This window comes from Bradyrhizobium sp. (assembly GCF_049519115.1).
Taxonomy (GTDB): Bacteria; Pseudomonadota; Alphaproteobacteria; order Rhizobiales; family Xanthobacteraceae; genus Bradyrhizobium.
Map to the genome: position 1 here is coordinate 1 of NZ_JBEKRB010000015.1, position 14,975 is coordinate 14,975.

12 protein-coding genes, 1 rRNA gene, 1 pseudogene and 1 riboswitch are annotated in these 14,975 nt (G+C 61.8%); of the genes and pseudogenes, 8 read left to right on the forward strand and 6 right to left on the reverse strand.

Translation table 11 applies throughout. The annotated features are described in order from the left end of the window. A 16S ribosomal RNA gene (locus tag ABSE61_RS13725) occupies nucleotides 1-109 on the reverse strand; the annotation flags it as partial. 870 nt (nucleotides 110-979) lie between these two features. On the opposite strand from ABSE61_RS13725, the gene ABSE61_RS13730 reads away from it, so the two are divergent. Continuing rightward, nucleotides 980-3,031 carry a peptidoglycan DD-metalloendopeptidase family protein gene (locus ABSE61_RS13730; protein WP_423871666.1) on the forward strand — a complete coding sequence of 684 codons (2,052 nt, stop codon included), beginning with the start codon at nucleotides 980-982 and terminating at the stop codon, nucleotides 3,029-3,031. Between the two features lie 134 nt (nucleotides 3,032-3,165). On the opposite strand, the gene clpB is transcribed toward ABSE61_RS13730, so the two are convergent. Together clpB and ABSE61_RS13740 are read right to left on the reverse strand one after the other, a co-directional pair. Then, complete coding sequence (gene clpB / locus ABSE61_RS13735; protein WP_423871667.1) at nucleotides 3,166-5,805, reverse strand: ATP-dependent chaperone ClpB; 2,640 nt, start codon at nucleotides 5,803-5,805, stop codon at nucleotides 3,166-3,168. Nucleotides 5,806-6,154: 349 nt separating this feature from the next. Next, nucleotides 6,155-6,826 (reverse strand): TIGR02594 family protein, encoded by a 672-nt coding sequence (locus ABSE61_RS13740; RefSeq protein WP_423871668.1) that lies wholly within the window; start codon nucleotides 6,824-6,826, stop codon nucleotides 6,155-6,157. A 307-nt stretch (nucleotides 6,827-7,133) separates the two neighbouring features. Between ABSE61_RS13740 and ABSE61_RS13745 the strand changes: the two genes are divergently transcribed. The 6 genes and pseudogenes from ABSE61_RS13745 (at nucleotide 7,134) to ABSE61_RS13770 (ending at nucleotide 10,311) form a co-directional block, all read left to right on the forward strand. Further along, on the forward strand, nucleotides 7,134-8,000 hold the full coding sequence (locus tag ABSE61_RS13745) for an alpha/beta fold hydrolase (RefSeq protein ID WP_423871669.1): 867 nt from the start codon (nucleotides 7,134-7,136) through the stop codon (nucleotides 7,998-8,000). Nucleotides 8,001-8,098: 98 nt separating this feature from the next. After that, nucleotides 8,099-8,851, forward strand: a complete 753-nt coding sequence (locus ABSE61_RS13750; RefSeq protein ID WP_423871670.1) for an SDR family NAD(P)-dependent oxidoreductase — start codon at nucleotides 8,099-8,101, stop codon at nucleotides 8,849-8,851. 7 nt (nucleotides 8,852-8,858) lie between these two features. Beyond that, a pseudogene (locus tag ABSE61_RS13755) lies at nucleotides 8,859-9,121 on the forward strand (hypothetical protein); the annotation flags it as partial. A 59-nt stretch (nucleotides 9,122-9,180) separates the two neighbouring features. Continuing rightward, the gene (gene hspD, locus ABSE61_RS13760) at nucleotides 9,181-9,636 is read left to right on the forward strand and encodes a small heat shock protein HspD (protein ID WP_423871671.1); all 456 of its coding nucleotides are present in this window, start codon (nucleotides 9,181-9,183) and stop codon (nucleotides 9,634-9,636) included. 110 nt (nucleotides 9,637-9,746) lie between these two features. Next, nucleotides 9,747-10,064 carry a hypothetical protein gene (locus tag ABSE61_RS13765; protein ID WP_423871672.1) on the forward strand — a complete coding sequence of 106 codons (318 nt, stop codon included), beginning with the start codon at nucleotides 9,747-9,749 and terminating at the stop codon, nucleotides 10,062-10,064. 19 nt (nucleotides 10,065-10,083) lie between these two features. Beyond that, a complete protein-coding gene (locus ABSE61_RS13770) occupies nucleotides 10,084-10,311 on the forward strand; it encodes a hypothetical protein (RefSeq protein ID WP_423871821.1) in 228 nt (75 codons plus the stop codon). Nucleotides 10,312-11,121: 810 nt separating this feature from the next. On the opposite strand, the gene ABSE61_RS13775 is transcribed toward ABSE61_RS13770, so the two are convergent. The 3 genes from ABSE61_RS13775 to metX all read right to left on the reverse strand — a co-directional run bounded on the left by ABSE61_RS13775 (nucleotide 11,122) and on the right by metX (nucleotide 13,597). Then, nucleotides 11,122-11,475 (reverse strand): hypothetical protein, encoded by a 354-nt coding sequence (locus tag ABSE61_RS13775; RefSeq protein ID WP_423871673.1) that lies wholly within the window; start codon nucleotides 11,473-11,475, stop codon nucleotides 11,122-11,124. 248 nt (nucleotides 11,476-11,723) lie between these two features. After that, entirely contained in the window at nucleotides 11,724-12,392 is a 669-nt protein-coding gene (gene metW, locus ABSE61_RS13780; RefSeq protein WP_423871674.1) for a methionine biosynthesis protein MetW, read from the reverse strand. After that, nucleotides 12,389-13,597 (reverse strand): homoserine O-acetyltransferase MetX, encoded by a 1,209-nt coding sequence (gene metX, locus ABSE61_RS13785; RefSeq protein ID WP_423871675.1) that lies wholly within the window; start codon nucleotides 13,595-13,597, stop codon nucleotides 12,389-12,391. The genes metW and metX overlap by 4 nt, the downstream gene beginning before the upstream one ends. A gap of 246 nt (nucleotides 13,598-13,843) precedes the next feature. Beyond that, a riboswitch (SAM riboswitch) is annotated at nucleotides 13,844-13,923 on the reverse strand. A gap of 182 nt (nucleotides 13,924-14,105) precedes the next feature. Between metX and ABSE61_RS13790 the strand changes: the two genes are divergently transcribed. After that, entirely contained in the window at nucleotides 14,106-14,948 is an 843-nt protein-coding gene (locus tag ABSE61_RS13790) for a chorismate mutase (protein ID WP_423871676.1), read from the forward strand. The last annotated feature ends 27 nt before the right edge of the window (nucleotides 14,949-14,975 follow it).

The window sequence follows — 14,975 nt, forward strand, 5'->3', positions numbered from 1 at the left end:
ACGCGTTACTCACCCGTCTGCCGCTGACGTATTGCTACGCCCGCTCGACTTGCATGTGTTAAGCCTGCCGCCAGCGTTCGCTCTGAGCCAGGATCAAACTCTCAAGTTGGACTTGAAACTTTAAACCGGCTGATCACAACGTTTGACGAGGTCCCACCATTTTTTGCCAGCCGAAGCTGACAGCCACCTGCGATTCACATCGCGGGCAACGATGGTGTAACCTTTAAAACGTGTACCGCCGAAGTCTTTCGTCCGACCCCGAAAACCTGAAAGCCGAAGCCTTCAAATATTCCGAGATCCGCAAGGACTCCGCCGTCCACGTTTCTCTTTCTTCATCTTCACTTGTCAAACAGCCCGGGGTCCGAGAACCCCTCTCCCTTGTCGGGGAGCCTCAAAGTCCGAACCCTTCCAAGGAAGCGTTCGAACATCCCCATCCGACGACGAATGACAACCGGTTGCTACCGGCTGTTGAATCACTCATCTCAGTGAGGAGCTTTGCTGGCACGAAAACCTGCTTTGGCCGTGGGCCAATGCAGCGCCGCGCTCAGTGGGCGGTTTATAGTCCCGCCCAATCGGCGTTGTCAACGCCTGATGTCAACAAATCGTCGCAACGAGTCGAGAATTTTGAGTCGGCCGCAAGCCCTGATTATTAGGGCCAAAACGCCGTACTTGAGCCACAATCCTCCGCCGTTCTGGCATACTTAGGTACTGAATCGCTTGATACCAGTGGGGGTCGAAGGCGGTGAAATACCAGCAGAGAGGCGAAGTTCACCTGTGAGCCAGTCGCCTCTTTCACGCGGACGGATGATTTCGAAGAGATTTCCACGCTATCAACAGCCGTGATGTTGGCCGCGCTTTCGGCTCTGTATCACGGACATCGGTGCGGCACCCCGCGCTCCCGTTCCCTGCTTGGGGAATGCGGATTTAAGGACGGCGCAGGACTTCGTCGAATGTCGATGGAATTTGGGGGGATGGTGGTTTGAACCACAGAACGTCACGCGGGGGCGGATACGGGCGCGACACCGGGGTCATCGACCTCGGTCACGAGCCGCCGCTTTCGGTTGACGGTTCTGAGGCTGCGGTGATCGACCGCCGCCGCGTCTCGGTACAGTGGTTTAGCGGTACCATTCTGACTGGTCTGTGCGGCGCAGCCTTGATCGGCGGCGCCGTTTTCGCTTCCCTCGACGGCGAAATGACCTTCGCCAAGGTTCCGGAACGCGTCGAGGGCGCGCTCCGCGGGGCATTCGGCGCCAACGACCGCGCGGCAACCCTACACAAGAGCGACCGCCTGCCGCCGCCCGGCGAATCCAGCGCGGCGCGCAATGTGGTGCGGGTCTCCACGGTCACGCGGGTCGGCAACCGCGACGTGATGCGGGTGCGGCCGTTCGTCCGCATCTCCGGCAACCTGTCGATGACCACCAGCGACCTCTCCGCCAAGATCCCGCCCTTCAACGCCCAGCGCATGCTGGCCGACGTCGGCACCAGCGCGCCAGCGGCTTCCGACGACCCAAGCAATTCCGACGCCGCCGAACCCGATGCCGAAGTCTCCTTCGTCACCAAGGATCTCGGGCCGATCCTGCCCAAAGCCAAGCTTGCCGCGGTCATCGCGCTTGACGAGATCATGCTGCGGGTGCGCGACGCCTCGAACTGGCACGGCAATGGCGGCGTGAAATATGCCGCACTCGCCAATGCCACCGCCGATGTCAGCGGCACCACTGGCGGCCTCAAACTGGCTTACGCCACCGAAGGCAATGTGTCCGACCCCTATGCCGGTTTTGAAACCCGGGTCGTGCCTGAAAACGTCACCCTGCTGCCGAAGACCAAGGACCAGATCACCGGCGGCAACCCGACCGGCGAGCGCGTCCATGTCGTGAAGAAGGGCGACAGCGTCACCGCGATCATGCGCGATCAGGGCGCCACGCCCGAAGAGGCCAAAGCGATCGCCACCACGCTCGGTGCCCGCGGCCGCGACGGCGGTCTGAAGGAAGGCGAGAAGCTTCGTATCCTGATGGCGCCGGCCGGTCCCGGCCAACGGCTTCAGCCCTCCCGCGTCATCGTCGCCAACGATTCCGCCGTCGAAGCCGTCGCAGCCCTGTCCGACCTCGGCAAATACGTCGCCGTCGACGTCACCAGCATCAACACCGTCACCGACACCGCCGACAGCGCCAGCAAAGACGACGATGACGATGACGACGGAACCGGCGTCCGGCTCTATCAGAGCATTTACGAGACCGCGCTGCGCAACAAGGTGCCGGCAAACGTCATCGAGGACATGATCCGCATCTATTCCTACGACGTCGACTTCCAGCGCAAGGTGCAGCCCGGCGATTCCTTCGACGTGTTCTTTGCCGGCGAAGACGAAGGCACGGCCAACAGCGAAAAACCCGAAGTGCTGTTCGCTTCCCTCACCGTCGCCGGCGAGACCAAGAAGTATTATCGATTCCAGACCCCTGACGACGCGGTGGTCGATTTCTACGACGAGACCGGCAAGAGCGCGAAGAAGTTCCTGGTCCGCAAACCCGTCAACAACGCCATCATGCGCTCCGGCTTCGGCAGCCGCCGCCATCCGATCCTCGGCTACGTCAAGATGCACACCGGCGTCGATTGGGCGACCGCCTACGGCACGCCGATCTTCGCGTCCGGCAACGGCGTGGTCGAAACCGCGGGCTGGGAAGGCGGCTACGGCAAATACGTCAAGCTCAAGCACAATAACGGCTACGAGACCGCCTACGGCCACATGTCGGCCTTCGCCAAGGGCCTGGAACCCGGCAAGCGGGTCCGCCAGGGCCAGGTCATCGGCTTCGTCGGTTCGACCGGGCAGTCGACCGGCGCCCACGTCCACTACGAAATCCTGGTCAACGGCCGCTTCGTCGACCCCATGCGCATCAAGCTGCCGCGCGGCCGCTCGCTGGAAGGCACGATGCTGACAGGATTCGAGAAAGAGCGCGACCGACTCGACGTGATGATGGCCGGCCGCGGCGCCCGCATCTCGGATGCGAGCAACGGCCCGGTGCAACTCACCAACCGCTAACTGCAACCCGAACAAAAACGGACTCGGGTTTCTGATCCGCCTCCGTTTTTTTGCTTGGTACTAAGCTCTTTGGTTGAGCATGATCTTTTCGGAAAACCGCTACACACTTTTCCGGATCATGCTCGACCTTCCGCTCAGTTCAGCTTTCGCTTCGGCACCGGCGTCTCGAACTGGGCGATCTCTGCGGTCTGGCGCGCCTTGCCGTTGAAGGTCAGGACATTGCCTTCCGCCGAGATGGCGACGTGATCGCCGTCGTGAACCTCGCCGGCCAGGATCATCTCGGCCAGCGGATCCTGCAGATTGCGCTGGATCACCCGCTTCAACGGACGCGCGCCATAGGCCGGGTCCCAGCCCTTGGCCGCGAGCCAGTCGCGCGCCGCCGCATCCAGCGTCAGCGTGATCTTGCGCTCCTCCAGAAGCCTCGACAGCCGGGTGAACTGGATCTCCACGATCCGACCCATCTCGCTCTTCTGCAGCCGATGGAACAGGATGATCTCGTCGACACGATTGAGGAATTCGGGGCGGAAATGCGCACGCACCGCGCCCATCACCAGTTCGCGAACAACCGAGGTATCCTCGCCTTCCGGCTGGTTGACCAGGAATTCCGAGCCGAGATTTGACGTCATGATGATCAGCGTGTTGCGGAAATCCACGGTGCGGCCCTGACCATCGGTCAGGCGGCCGTCATCGAGGACCTGCAACAGCACGTTGAACACATCCGGATGGGCCTTTTCGATCTCGTCGAACAGCACGACCTGATAGGGCCTTCGCCGTACCGCTTCGGTGAGCGCCCCGCCCTCGTCGTAGCCGACATAGCCGGGCGGCGCGCCGATCAGCCGCGATACCGAGTGCTTCTCCATGTATTCCGACATGTCGAGGCGCACCATCGCGGTCTCGTCGTTGAAGAGATACTCCGCCAAGGCTTTGGTCAGCTCGGTCTTGCCGACGCCTGTGGGGCCCAGGAACATGAACGAGCCCATCGGCCGGTTCGGATCCTGCAAGCCCGCACGCGACCGGCGCACGGCGGTTGCGACCGCATGCACGGCTTCGGCCTGTCCGACCACGCGCTGGCCAAGGCTCGCCTCCATCTTCAGGAGCTTGTCCTTTTCGCCTTCCAGCATCTTGTCGACGGGCACACCGGTCCAGCGCGAGACCACCTGCGCGATGTGGTTGGCGGTGACCGCCTCCTCCATCATTTCGCCGGCGTTTTCCTTGGCTTCGATATCGGTGAGCCGCTTCTCAAGCTCGGGAATCCGGCCATAGGCCAGTTCGCCCGCGCGCTGGAATTCGCCGCGGCGCTGGGCTTCGGCGAGTTCGATGCGAAGCGCGTCGAGCTCGCTCTTGAGCTTCTGCGCATTCGACAGCTTGTTCTTCTCCGCGCTCCAGCGCGAGGTCAGCGCCGCCGACTTCTCCTCGAGTTCGGCAAGCTCCTTCTCCAGCGTCTTCAGGCGGCTCTTGGAGCCGGCATCGGTTTCCTTTTTCAGGGCTTCCTGCTCGATCTTGAGCCGGATGATTTCCCGGTCCATCGAATCGAGCTCTTCCGGCTTGGAATCGACCTGCATCTTCAACCGCGCCGCCGCCTCGTCCATCAGGTCGATGGCCTTGTCGGGCAGGAAGCGGTCGGTGATGTAACGGTTCGACAGCGTGGTCGCGGCCACCAGCGCGGAATCCGTGATCCGCACGCCGTGATGCTGCTCGTATTTGTCCTTCAGGCCGCGCAAAATGGAGATCGTATCCTCGACCGTGGGCTCGGAGACGAAAATCGGCTGGAACCGCCGCGCCAGCGCGGCATCCTTCTCGACATGCTTGCGGTATTCATCGAGCGTGGTCGCGCCGATGCAATGCAATTCGCCCCGCGCCAGCGCGGGCTTCAAGAGATTGGACGCGTCCATCGCGCCATCGGCCTTGCCGGCACCGATCAGCGTGTGCATCTCGTCGATGAATAGGATGATCGAGCCTTCCGCCGAGGTGACCTCGGACAGCACGGCCTTCAACCGCTCTTCGAACTCGCCGCGGTATTTGGCGCCTGCGATCAGAGCGCCCATATCGAGCGACAACAGCTTTTTGTCCTTCAGGCTCTCCGGCACGTCGCCGTTGAGGATGCGCAGCGCCAGGCCCTCGACGATCGCGGTTTTACCGACGCCGGGCTCGCCGATCAGGACCGGATTGTTCTTGGTGCGGCGGGAGAGCACCTGGATGGTGCGGCGGATTTCCTCGTCGCGCCCGATCACGGGGTCGAGCTTGCCGTCGCGCGCTGCCTGGGTGAGATCGCGCGAATATTTCTTCAAGGCGTCATAGCCGTTCTCGGCCGTGGCGCTGTCGGCTGTGCGGCCCTTGCGCAAGGTCTCGATCGCGGTGTTGAGATTTTGCGGCGTCAGGCCGCCTTTGCGCAGGATCGTGCCCGCCTCACCTTCCTTGGTGAGCGCAAGCCCCAGCAACAGCCGCTCGACGGTGACAAAGCTGTCGCCGGCTTTGTCCGCAGCCTTCTCGGCCGCATCGAAAGCGCGCGCCAGATCCGGCGCCAGATAGACCTGGCCGGCACCGCTGCCGGAAACCTTCGGTAATTTGTTGAGCGCCTCTTCGGTCGCTTTCAGGATCGCGCGGGAGTTGCCTCCGGCACGGTCGATCAGACCGCTTGCCAGGCCTTCATTGTCGTCCAGCAGCACTTTGAGCATATGCAGGGATGAGAACTGCTGATGCCCCTCGCGCACGGCGAGCGATTGCGCCGACTGGATAAAACCCCTCGCGCGCTCGGTATATTTTTCGATATTCATGTTGTTCCCTCAGCCTGCCGGCATCGCCCCGCAGGCGCGATAGCGGCATCTTCATTGGGGTTCCGCGCGCCGCATTGACATTCCTCAACCGGGCGCAGCCGTCGCCAACGCTCGTGGGGACACTCGCGTCGGCTTGGGGCAAATGTGGGAAGGGGATTAACGAAACGGAAGAGGCGATTTCACAAATTCGTGTGCGGCGGAGGCCTCCTCGGAATCCCTGGCCCGGGCCACTTCCCATCCCTGGCCTAGGCCTCCCCGTCATTGCGAGGAGCGCAGGCGACGAAGCAATCCAGTATGCCGCGACATGGATTGCTTCGCTGCGCTCGCAATGACGTGGAGGGTGTGGTCCTCAGTTCGGCATCACATAAGCGTAGATCCGGCCGCGCGAGATCGGGGCTTCCTTGACCCGGTTGCCGTTATTGCCGGAGATCATGATCGGATTGCCGTTCGCGTCGATGCCGGTGATGATGCCGACATGGCCGCCGCCGCGCCGGCCCATCACCGCGATCGCGCCGACCTGAGGCCCGGAGATGCGCTGACCGTAGCCGGCGAACGAACTTGCCATGTCCGAACCCGTGCCGCGATGACCGGTGCGCTGGAGCACCAGGTTCATGAAACGCGCGCACCACAGGCTGCCGCGACCTGTCGGATTGCCGCCGAGGTAATGGCGCGCTTCTGAGACCAGTTCGGATGAGCCGGATGAACCGAATCCACTCTGCATCGCCGCGCCGCCGGAATCTTCATCCGGCCCAACGCTCGCATAGGCGTTCCTGAGGCGAGGCGTCCTCAGTGCAGTAACGTTGTCATCCCATCGCGACCGGCGCGCCAGGTGGCGAATGCCATGAGTGGCACGGTGATAGGCGAAGTGGCGCCGCGTGTGATGACCGGCCTCATGGGCGTGGGCCTGTCGCCGCGAGCCATGATGCGACCGTGCCGCAGCGGGCGTGACTGAGAAAGCGAAAGCCGTCGAACACAAAGCCAACGCGACTAGCGAACGTCGAAACGTAGATGAGTCAAGCATACGCAACTGATCCTTTTAGTTTTTGCCACCCCCATTAGTTCCCCACCGGCTTTAGAGCTGACCGGCATCCGGGCGCGTTATGAAAATCCAGCTGTGACGAGAGCAAGACGAGATGCGGCGGCGCGCGATCCGTTCGAAGGTGATTCCGCGTGTATTTGATGACGAAAAGAAGCGCTCTTGCCTCATTGCGGCCGCGAGCATTAACTGCGAATTTGACGCACCAGCGATGGTCCGCAGGCCATCGCGTTTTCGAGCGAAGGAAACGCGCCAAACAAAGGCCGCGCAAGAACAACAGGAGAAGGAAGCAATGCCGCACGCCCTCACCAAGGACAAAGTAAAACTCTATTTCGAGGAAGCCGGCACCGGCACGCCGATCCTGTTCCTGCATGAATTCGCGGCCGATTACACCAATTGGGAGCCGCAGATGCGCTACTTCTCGCGCGGCCATCGCGTCATCGGCTATTCGGCGCGCGGCTATACACCGTCGGACGTGCCGCCGTCAGCGGAGGACTACAGCTACAAGCATTTCTATACCGACGCACTCGCGGTGCTCGACCATCTCTCCATCGCCAAAGCGCATTTCGTCGGCCTGTCGATGGGCTCCTATTCCTCATTGCAAGTGGCGCTGAACGCGCCCGAGCGCCTGCTGTCGATGACGCTGGCCGGCGTCGGCTCGGGCTCGAGCCTCGAGAACCTGGACGCGTTCCGCAAGAACTGCGGCGACACCGCCGACCAGTTCGACAAGGTCGGCTCAGTGGAGGTGGCAAAAGTCACCCGCGAAGCGCCGGGGCGGATTCCCTTTCTGGTCAAGGACCCGCGCGGCCATGCCGATTTCTATGCCGCGCTCGCCCGGCACGACTCGAAAGGCTCGGCCAACACCATGCGCGGCTTTCAGGGCGGACGGCCCTCGATCTACACCCTGACGGAAGCGATCAGAGGCTCGACCACGCCGGCGCTGATCATCTGCGGCGACGAGGATGACGCCTGCGTCGAACCGAGTTTATTTTTGAAGAAACATCTTCCCGCATCGGGCCTGACCTTCTTTCCCAAGTCGGGCCATGTGCTCAATCTGGAAGAGCCTTCGCTGTTCAATGAAGCGGTGGAGCGCTTCATCGCCCTGGTCGAAGCCAATCGCTGGGGCAAGCGCGATCCGAGGTCGGTGTTGGCGGGGTAAATCTCTCCCGCGTCATTGCCGAATCCATTCATCCGCAGAGACCGAGACCCGATCAATTCCGGGCTCGCGCATTTTCATAAAATCAAAGGAGAGAAGCGATGGACCTGAAGGGCGCGATGGCACTGGTGACGGGCGGCAACGGTGGGCTGGGGCAGCGCATCTGCCACGCCCTCGCGAAGGAGGGCGCACATGTCGCTATCATGTACGCGCGCAGCCGCGACCAGGCGGAAAGCGTCGCCGGCGAACTGACGTCGCGTTATCACATCAAGGCTCAGGCGTTCGCCTGCGACATCACGGACGGCGCGGCTGTGGACCGGCTGGTCGGCGAAGTAACCCGGGCCTTCGGCCGCCTCGATATTCTGGTCAATGACGCCGCTTACAACCACGCGATTCCGTTCGCCGATCTCGACAACCTGACGCCGGACGTATGGAACAGGATCATGGCCACCAACCTGACGGGACCGATGCTTCTGACCAAGGCGGTAGCCCCCATCATGAAGGCTCAGGGGCGTGGCCGCATCGTCAACATCGCTTCAGTCGCAGGGCTAAGCCCTATCGGCTCTTCCATCGCTTATGCCGTATCGAAGGCGGGGCTCATTCATCTGACGCGCTGCATGGCGGTGGCGCTGGCGCCCGAGACGCTGGTCAACTGCGTGGCACCGGGTCTGCTGGACGGCACCCGCGCGACCGCTAACCTCCGGTCCGAGCAGATCCAGAATTCCGCCGCGAGTTCGCTCCTGAAGAAACCGGCCGACAAGGACGACTGCGCCGACATGGTGGTCACCATGTGCCGCACGGAAACGATGACCGGCCAGACCGTCGTCATCGACTCCGGACGCATCTTCCACTGAGACGGCGTGCGGCGGCGAAGACGATGCGAGCGTCGAACCGAGCCTGTTTCTGAAAAAGCACCTTCCGACTTCGGGCTGACATTCTTTCCGAAGTCGGGCCATGCGCTCAATCCAGTGCCCCTTAGTTTCCCGTTAACTCTCATTGAGGACGGACGCGGCCGGGCTTTAAAAAATTTTTGCGGCCCCCTTGAAATCAAAAATCGTTTTTTTTATTTTTCCGATGCCGCCGATAGGTGGTGTCCCCGATGCCTTAACGGGTCAGGGACTTAGAGCGGGCACCGGTTGTGTCCGGTGTCTCATACCCATCTTGCTCTTTGGAGGATTTGGCTATGCGCACTTATGACTTCTCTCCCCTGTTTCGATCGACCATTGGTTTCGATCGCCTGTTTGACCTTGTCGAGACAGCCCAGCGGGCCACGGACGAAGGTTATCCGCCCTATAACATCGAAAGATTGGCCGAGGACCGCTACCAAATTACGCTTGCTGTGGCAGGTTTCTCGCCCGACGAAGTCTCGGTCACGGCCGAGCATAACGTCGTCACGATCGAAGGCGGCAAGAGCGAAAAGACCGAGCGCGAGTTCCTCTACAGGGGTATCTCGACCCGTCATTTCAAGCGGCAATTCAGCCTAGCCGACTATGTTCAGGTGAAGGGCGCGACGTTTGACAACGGCTTGCTCAAGATCGAGTTGGTCCGGGAGATCCCCGAGGCCATGAAGCCGAGGCGGATCGCCATCAATGGCGCATCGGCCAGCAACGTGCATCAGCTCGAAGGCAAAGCCGCGTAGATTTAATTTCGAAAGGGACAAGCATTCCCGCCCGAGATCCGGGCGGGAATGCACCCTCTCATCCTATCTCGCGAAAACACCGGCGGTATCGGAAAGAAGGAGGACATCCGATGATCGAACATGCTGACAATATCGTTGATCTGAACGCTATTTTGCATCCCGGTTCTGTCTACGACCATCCGCGCGACGTCTTGGCGGACGAGACGATATCGACCGGTGAGAAGCGGGCGATCCTCGCATCCTGGGCGTCGGATGCGGCTGCCGTGATGTCGAACCCGGCGCTAAGGGAGCTGCCCGGATCGCGCCAAATCGTGACGATCGATGAGGTGCTCGAGGCGTTATCTGCGCTCGACCCCGGACCCAAAGAGCCGCCCGGCGGCAAACCAGCCCGCACGAAGTCGGCCGCCCGGGTCGGCATGGCTGCATAGAACCTCGGGGGACGAAATGATGATTGACGAAAAGCTTGCGCGTTTGCGAACGCACGGCAACAACATCGGCCGCTACCGTCGCTTGCTCAGCACCCAGCTGACTGATTGTGAACGCGAGTTCATCGAGAAACGGCTGTCCGAGGAGCGTTCCGCGATGGAAAGCCTTGCCGCTTCCACATTCCCTTTCACCCTCCAAACGCCGGCGCGGGGAGGTTATGCGACGCCGACGGCTGAAGCCGTTAGGTGATCGTCAGGTGGTTCGCAGGATCTTAATGTCCAGTCGATTTCCGACTTTTGAAATCGTCCTGAAGAAGGGCCGGCGAACGACGTGGCGGTGGTGCATATGCACAAGCGAAGGGACTGTCGTCATGCGTGGATCGGAAACGACTAGGCCCGAAGCCAGATACCAGGCTGGAAGAGCGCTCTTCCTCTTGTTGCTGTCCGCACCGTATCACCCCACCACTAGTCGCCGACCCGCCTTCTACGGCTAAGTCCTCGTATGCAACGTCAACCGTGCAGCTCGCCGTGACCGTACGCGGCCCATTGCCTCGACGAGGGGCATTTCGATCGTCACGGACGTTGGCCCGGGATGCGGTGGACGCGGAGTGTCGCGAGACGGGAGGCGCCGATCCGCCTTCGCTAAAGCTTCGGCGGACGGGTCGGCTAACCTACGCTGCGGGCAATACCTTTGCGTTTGCGCCAACGGCCGCGCCTATAGATGCGCCGCAGCCGCACGAATGCCGGGCCCGGGAGCAAAGATTTCTATGCTGGAAATTTCACCGAGAATCTCGAAGCGCATTGGTGGGAGCCATGCCGGGCACCTTCGGAGGGGTCAATAGCCCGGGGACCAGGATGCTCCGAGCATAACCCCAACCGCGCTCATGGATTGCTTCGCGGAGCCTGGCATCGGGCGCGCGTTCGCGCGACCCGTTGGCTCGCAATCACGGACGAAGTCCTCTTAGCCTTGCGCCAATCAGCGAATTTGTCGAACCCGATCAGGCTGATGCTACCTGTCCAGTCGTTGCTGCAAAAAAAATCCCTTCGCGTTTTGCCCAAATCAAATCCATAAACCGCGCCATCCCGCGCCCTTGAACGAGGGGCGTTTCGCGATCGTCACGAACGTTGGGCGCGGGATGCGGTGGACGCTTTCAATGCGAAAGACGAACGCATGCCGAAAGCGGACGGCGAAGTCGTAGCGTCCTGAGACCCCGATGCTGGTATCAAGTTGCGCGAACAAGTTTCGCTCGACGACGGAGACAAAAAGCCGGTCTCCGGGGAGACTACGAAGGAAACCGTTAAAACCATTCGCGTGCGGGAATGCCGGGTGATCCGGCGTGTACCTGCGGCGACTAACTCGCGTGTTTTCTATTTTCCACGCGAGGCTTCTGCGGGTGCGCTTGCCACGCGGCATTCCCCACGCCCTCTTTGGGCGAAGGATGGATCAACAACTCGGACGGAATGCGTCGCGGGGATGTGAAGGCGTGCGTTTACTCAACACTGTCGTCCCTGCGAACGCAGGGACGACAGGGGAGATCGCGTACTGGCTGTTTGAAAAGTTGAATTGATACAGCGGCGGCCGCGGTTCGCCGGGACGACTTAGTGAGCCAAACATCGTCACATCATGGACTGCGGGTCCGGCGCAGTCGTGAAGCTCAACCGCTATTTCGCCTTCTCCGCCCGGCTCAGCAGGAACACGCCCTGCTCGCCGAACATGTTCCAGAACCACCAGGGCGCGCTGAGCCGCAACGGCCGTCCGTAAAGATCGAGCGCGACCGCGCGCTCCATCTTGACGTTGATCTCGTCGCAGAGCTGCACGAAATCCTTGATCGTGCAGAAATGAATGTTCGGCGTGTCGTACCACGTCGCCGGCAGGTTCTCCGTGCGCGGCATGTGGCCGCCGATCAGAAGCTGAAGCCGCATCCGCCAGAAGCCGAAATTCGGAAACGACACGATGGCGCGGCGGCCGATCCGCAGCAGGTTTTCCAGCACCACCCTCGGCTGCCGCGTCGCCTGCAGGGTCTGCGACAGGATCACATAGTCGAAGGCATCGTCGGGGTAGTTGACGAGATCGGTGTCGGCGTCGCCCTGCACTACCGCCAGCCCCTTGGCGACACAGCGGTTGACACCCTCACGCGACAATTCGATGCCGCGGCCGTCGATGCCGCGGCCCTCCAACAGCCGCAACAGATCGCCGTCGCCGCAGCCGACATCGAGCACCTTCGAGCCCGGCTCAACCATTTCGGCGACGAGAAGATGGTCACCGCGATGACTGACGCCATCCTGGTTGATCGCCGGGTTCAGCGGCAAAACCTGCTGCTGGAGGGTCATACGTCGCCCACCCCGGAAAGCCCGCGGGCCTTCGCCGCCGATTGCAGGAAGGCGCGGGAGATGTCGAAGAATTCCGGCACGTCGAGCAGGAAGGCGTCATGCCCGCGATCGGTTTCGATTTCCGCGAAACTCACCCGCGCGCTGGAGGCATTGAGCGCATGAACGAGCGCGCGCGACTCCGAGGTCGGAAACAGCCAGTCGCTGGTGAAGGAGACCACGCAGAAGCGGGTCTCGATCCCTCGGAATGCCTGCGCGAGCACGCCATTATGGTCGGCGGCGATGTCGAAATAGTCCATCGCGCGCGTCAGATAGAGATAGCTGTTAGCATCGAACCGCTCGACAAAGGACGAGCCCTGATAGCGCAGATAGCTCTCGACCTGGAAATCCGCGTCAAAGGAAAAGGTCGGCAACTCGCGATCCTGCATCCGCCGGCCGAACTTGCGATGAAGTGCCGCGTCCGACAGGTAAGTGATGTGCGCGGCCATGCGGGCGACGCCGAGGCCGCGATGCGGCTGGGTGCCTTTTTCGAAGTAGCGGCCGTTGTGCCATTCGGGATCGGCCATCACCGCCTGGCGGCCGAGTTCGTGGAAGGCGATGTTCTGTGCCGAATGCCGCGTCGAGCAGGCGATCGCCAGCGTCGAGAACACCCGCTTCGGAAATGCCGCGGTCCATTGCAGCGCCTGCATGCCGCCCATCGAACCGCCGACCACAGAGAATAGCGTCTCGATGCCGAGGCGATCGAGCAGCATCGCCTGCGCCCGCACCATGTCCGGAATCGTGATGATCGGAAAATCCAGCCCCCACAATTGGCCGGTCGCTGGATTGGTCGAAGCCGGTCCCGTCGACCCCATGCAGCCACCGATCACGTTCGAACAGATGATGAAGTAGCGCTCGGTATCGAGCGGACGGCCGGGGCCGACAAGAGTTTCCCACCAGCCGGGCTTGCCGGTCACGGGATGGACGTTGGCGACGTGCTGATCGCCGGTCAGCGCATGACACACCAGAATGGCGTTGGAGCGCGCGGCGTTCAGTTCGCCATAGGTCTGATAGGCGATCTGAAACGGCGCGAGATCGATGCCGCAATCAAGCCGCAGCGGCTGCTCAGTGCCGAACTTGGCGACCGCTGAGCTCGGATGATCCGCTTCCTGCGAGCGTTCTTCCGTGTGGACCGCGCTAGTGCCCACTTTTCGGAGCTCGTGTTCCATTGCAGCACCCACCTTTCACGAACTCCGAAAAGTCATGGGCACTAGCAAACCTATGATTCCAGTGCCGCTTTCACATTTGAAATTCCTGAACAGAACCTGCCGCTTGTGGCGCAGGAATTTCAAATGGGCGGCGCTGGGTACTGACTGTACTTTGACCATCGTGCTACCGATCCCTCAGGGCAGCTCTTTCGAGCCTCCGGAAATCAGGCCATAAAAAATCCGGCCTGAACGATAAGTTCGGCCGGGATCCAACTGTCCCCGGCCTGTTTAGCGAGTTGTTTAACGTGGCTGCAAGCCGGCCGGCTCAAATGACCACGGAGTGACATAAAATTAGTCACTTGCCCCCGCATCGTCAAGGCAAGGCCATGGTTAACCGGCACTGACGGCCTACGGCGAGGACGCCCGTGCGCTGCCGCAATCCATGAGCCTTGCGCTGCCGCAATCCATGAGCCTTGCGCTGCCGCAATCCATGAGAGAGAACGAGCCGAGATTTCGCTGGATTTCCAAAATGTCCAAGCCGCCCCCCTCCCCGCCATCGCTCGCCAACCTGCGCCAGGAAATCGATACGATCGATGCCCAGATGCACAGCCTGCTGATGCAGCGCGGCGATATCATCGACCGCCTGATCCAGGTGAAGCAGACCCAGGAAGTAGGTTCCGCCTTCCGTCCGGCGCGCGAGGCCGACATGATGCGCCGCCTGGTGCAGCGCCATCGCGGCATCCTACCGCTCGACACCGTCGAGAGCATCTGGCGGGTCATCATCTCGACCTTCACCTATGTCCAGGCGCCGTTCTCCGTGCATGCCGACATCTCCATCGGCGAATCCTTGATGCGGGATTCGGCGCGGTTTCATTTCGGCTTCACGGTGCCTTACGTGTCGCATTTCAGTGCGCCGGCGGCCGTCGAGGCGGTCGCCAAATCCAAGGGCGATCTGGCGCTGGTATCGGCGACATCAAGCACCACGCCATGGTGGATCGCGCTGGAGGCGGAAGGCGTGCCGAAGATCATTGCGCGGCTGCCCTTTGTCGAGCGCGCCGACCATCCGGCGGCACTGCCGGTTTTTGTGGTGTCGCGGGTTGCCGACAGCGCCATGGTGACCGAGGTCGAGATGTGGAGCGTGCGCGTCTCCGGCTGGAATGCCGACATCGCGCTGGCGCTGTCGCCACTGGCGGAGATCGTCGCGGTGCCCGACACGGCTATCGACGGCGCGGCCCTTCTGGTGTCGGTCGCCGCAGGTCACCTTGAGAAAATCGAGGCGGCGCTGGTCGAGGCCGGCGCCTCGGTCCGCTCATCGGCCCTCGTCGGCAGCCACGCAACGCGCTATACGGTCCCTAGCGGGACCGCGAAATAGAGCCGTCCCGATATTCCGGAGCTAAAA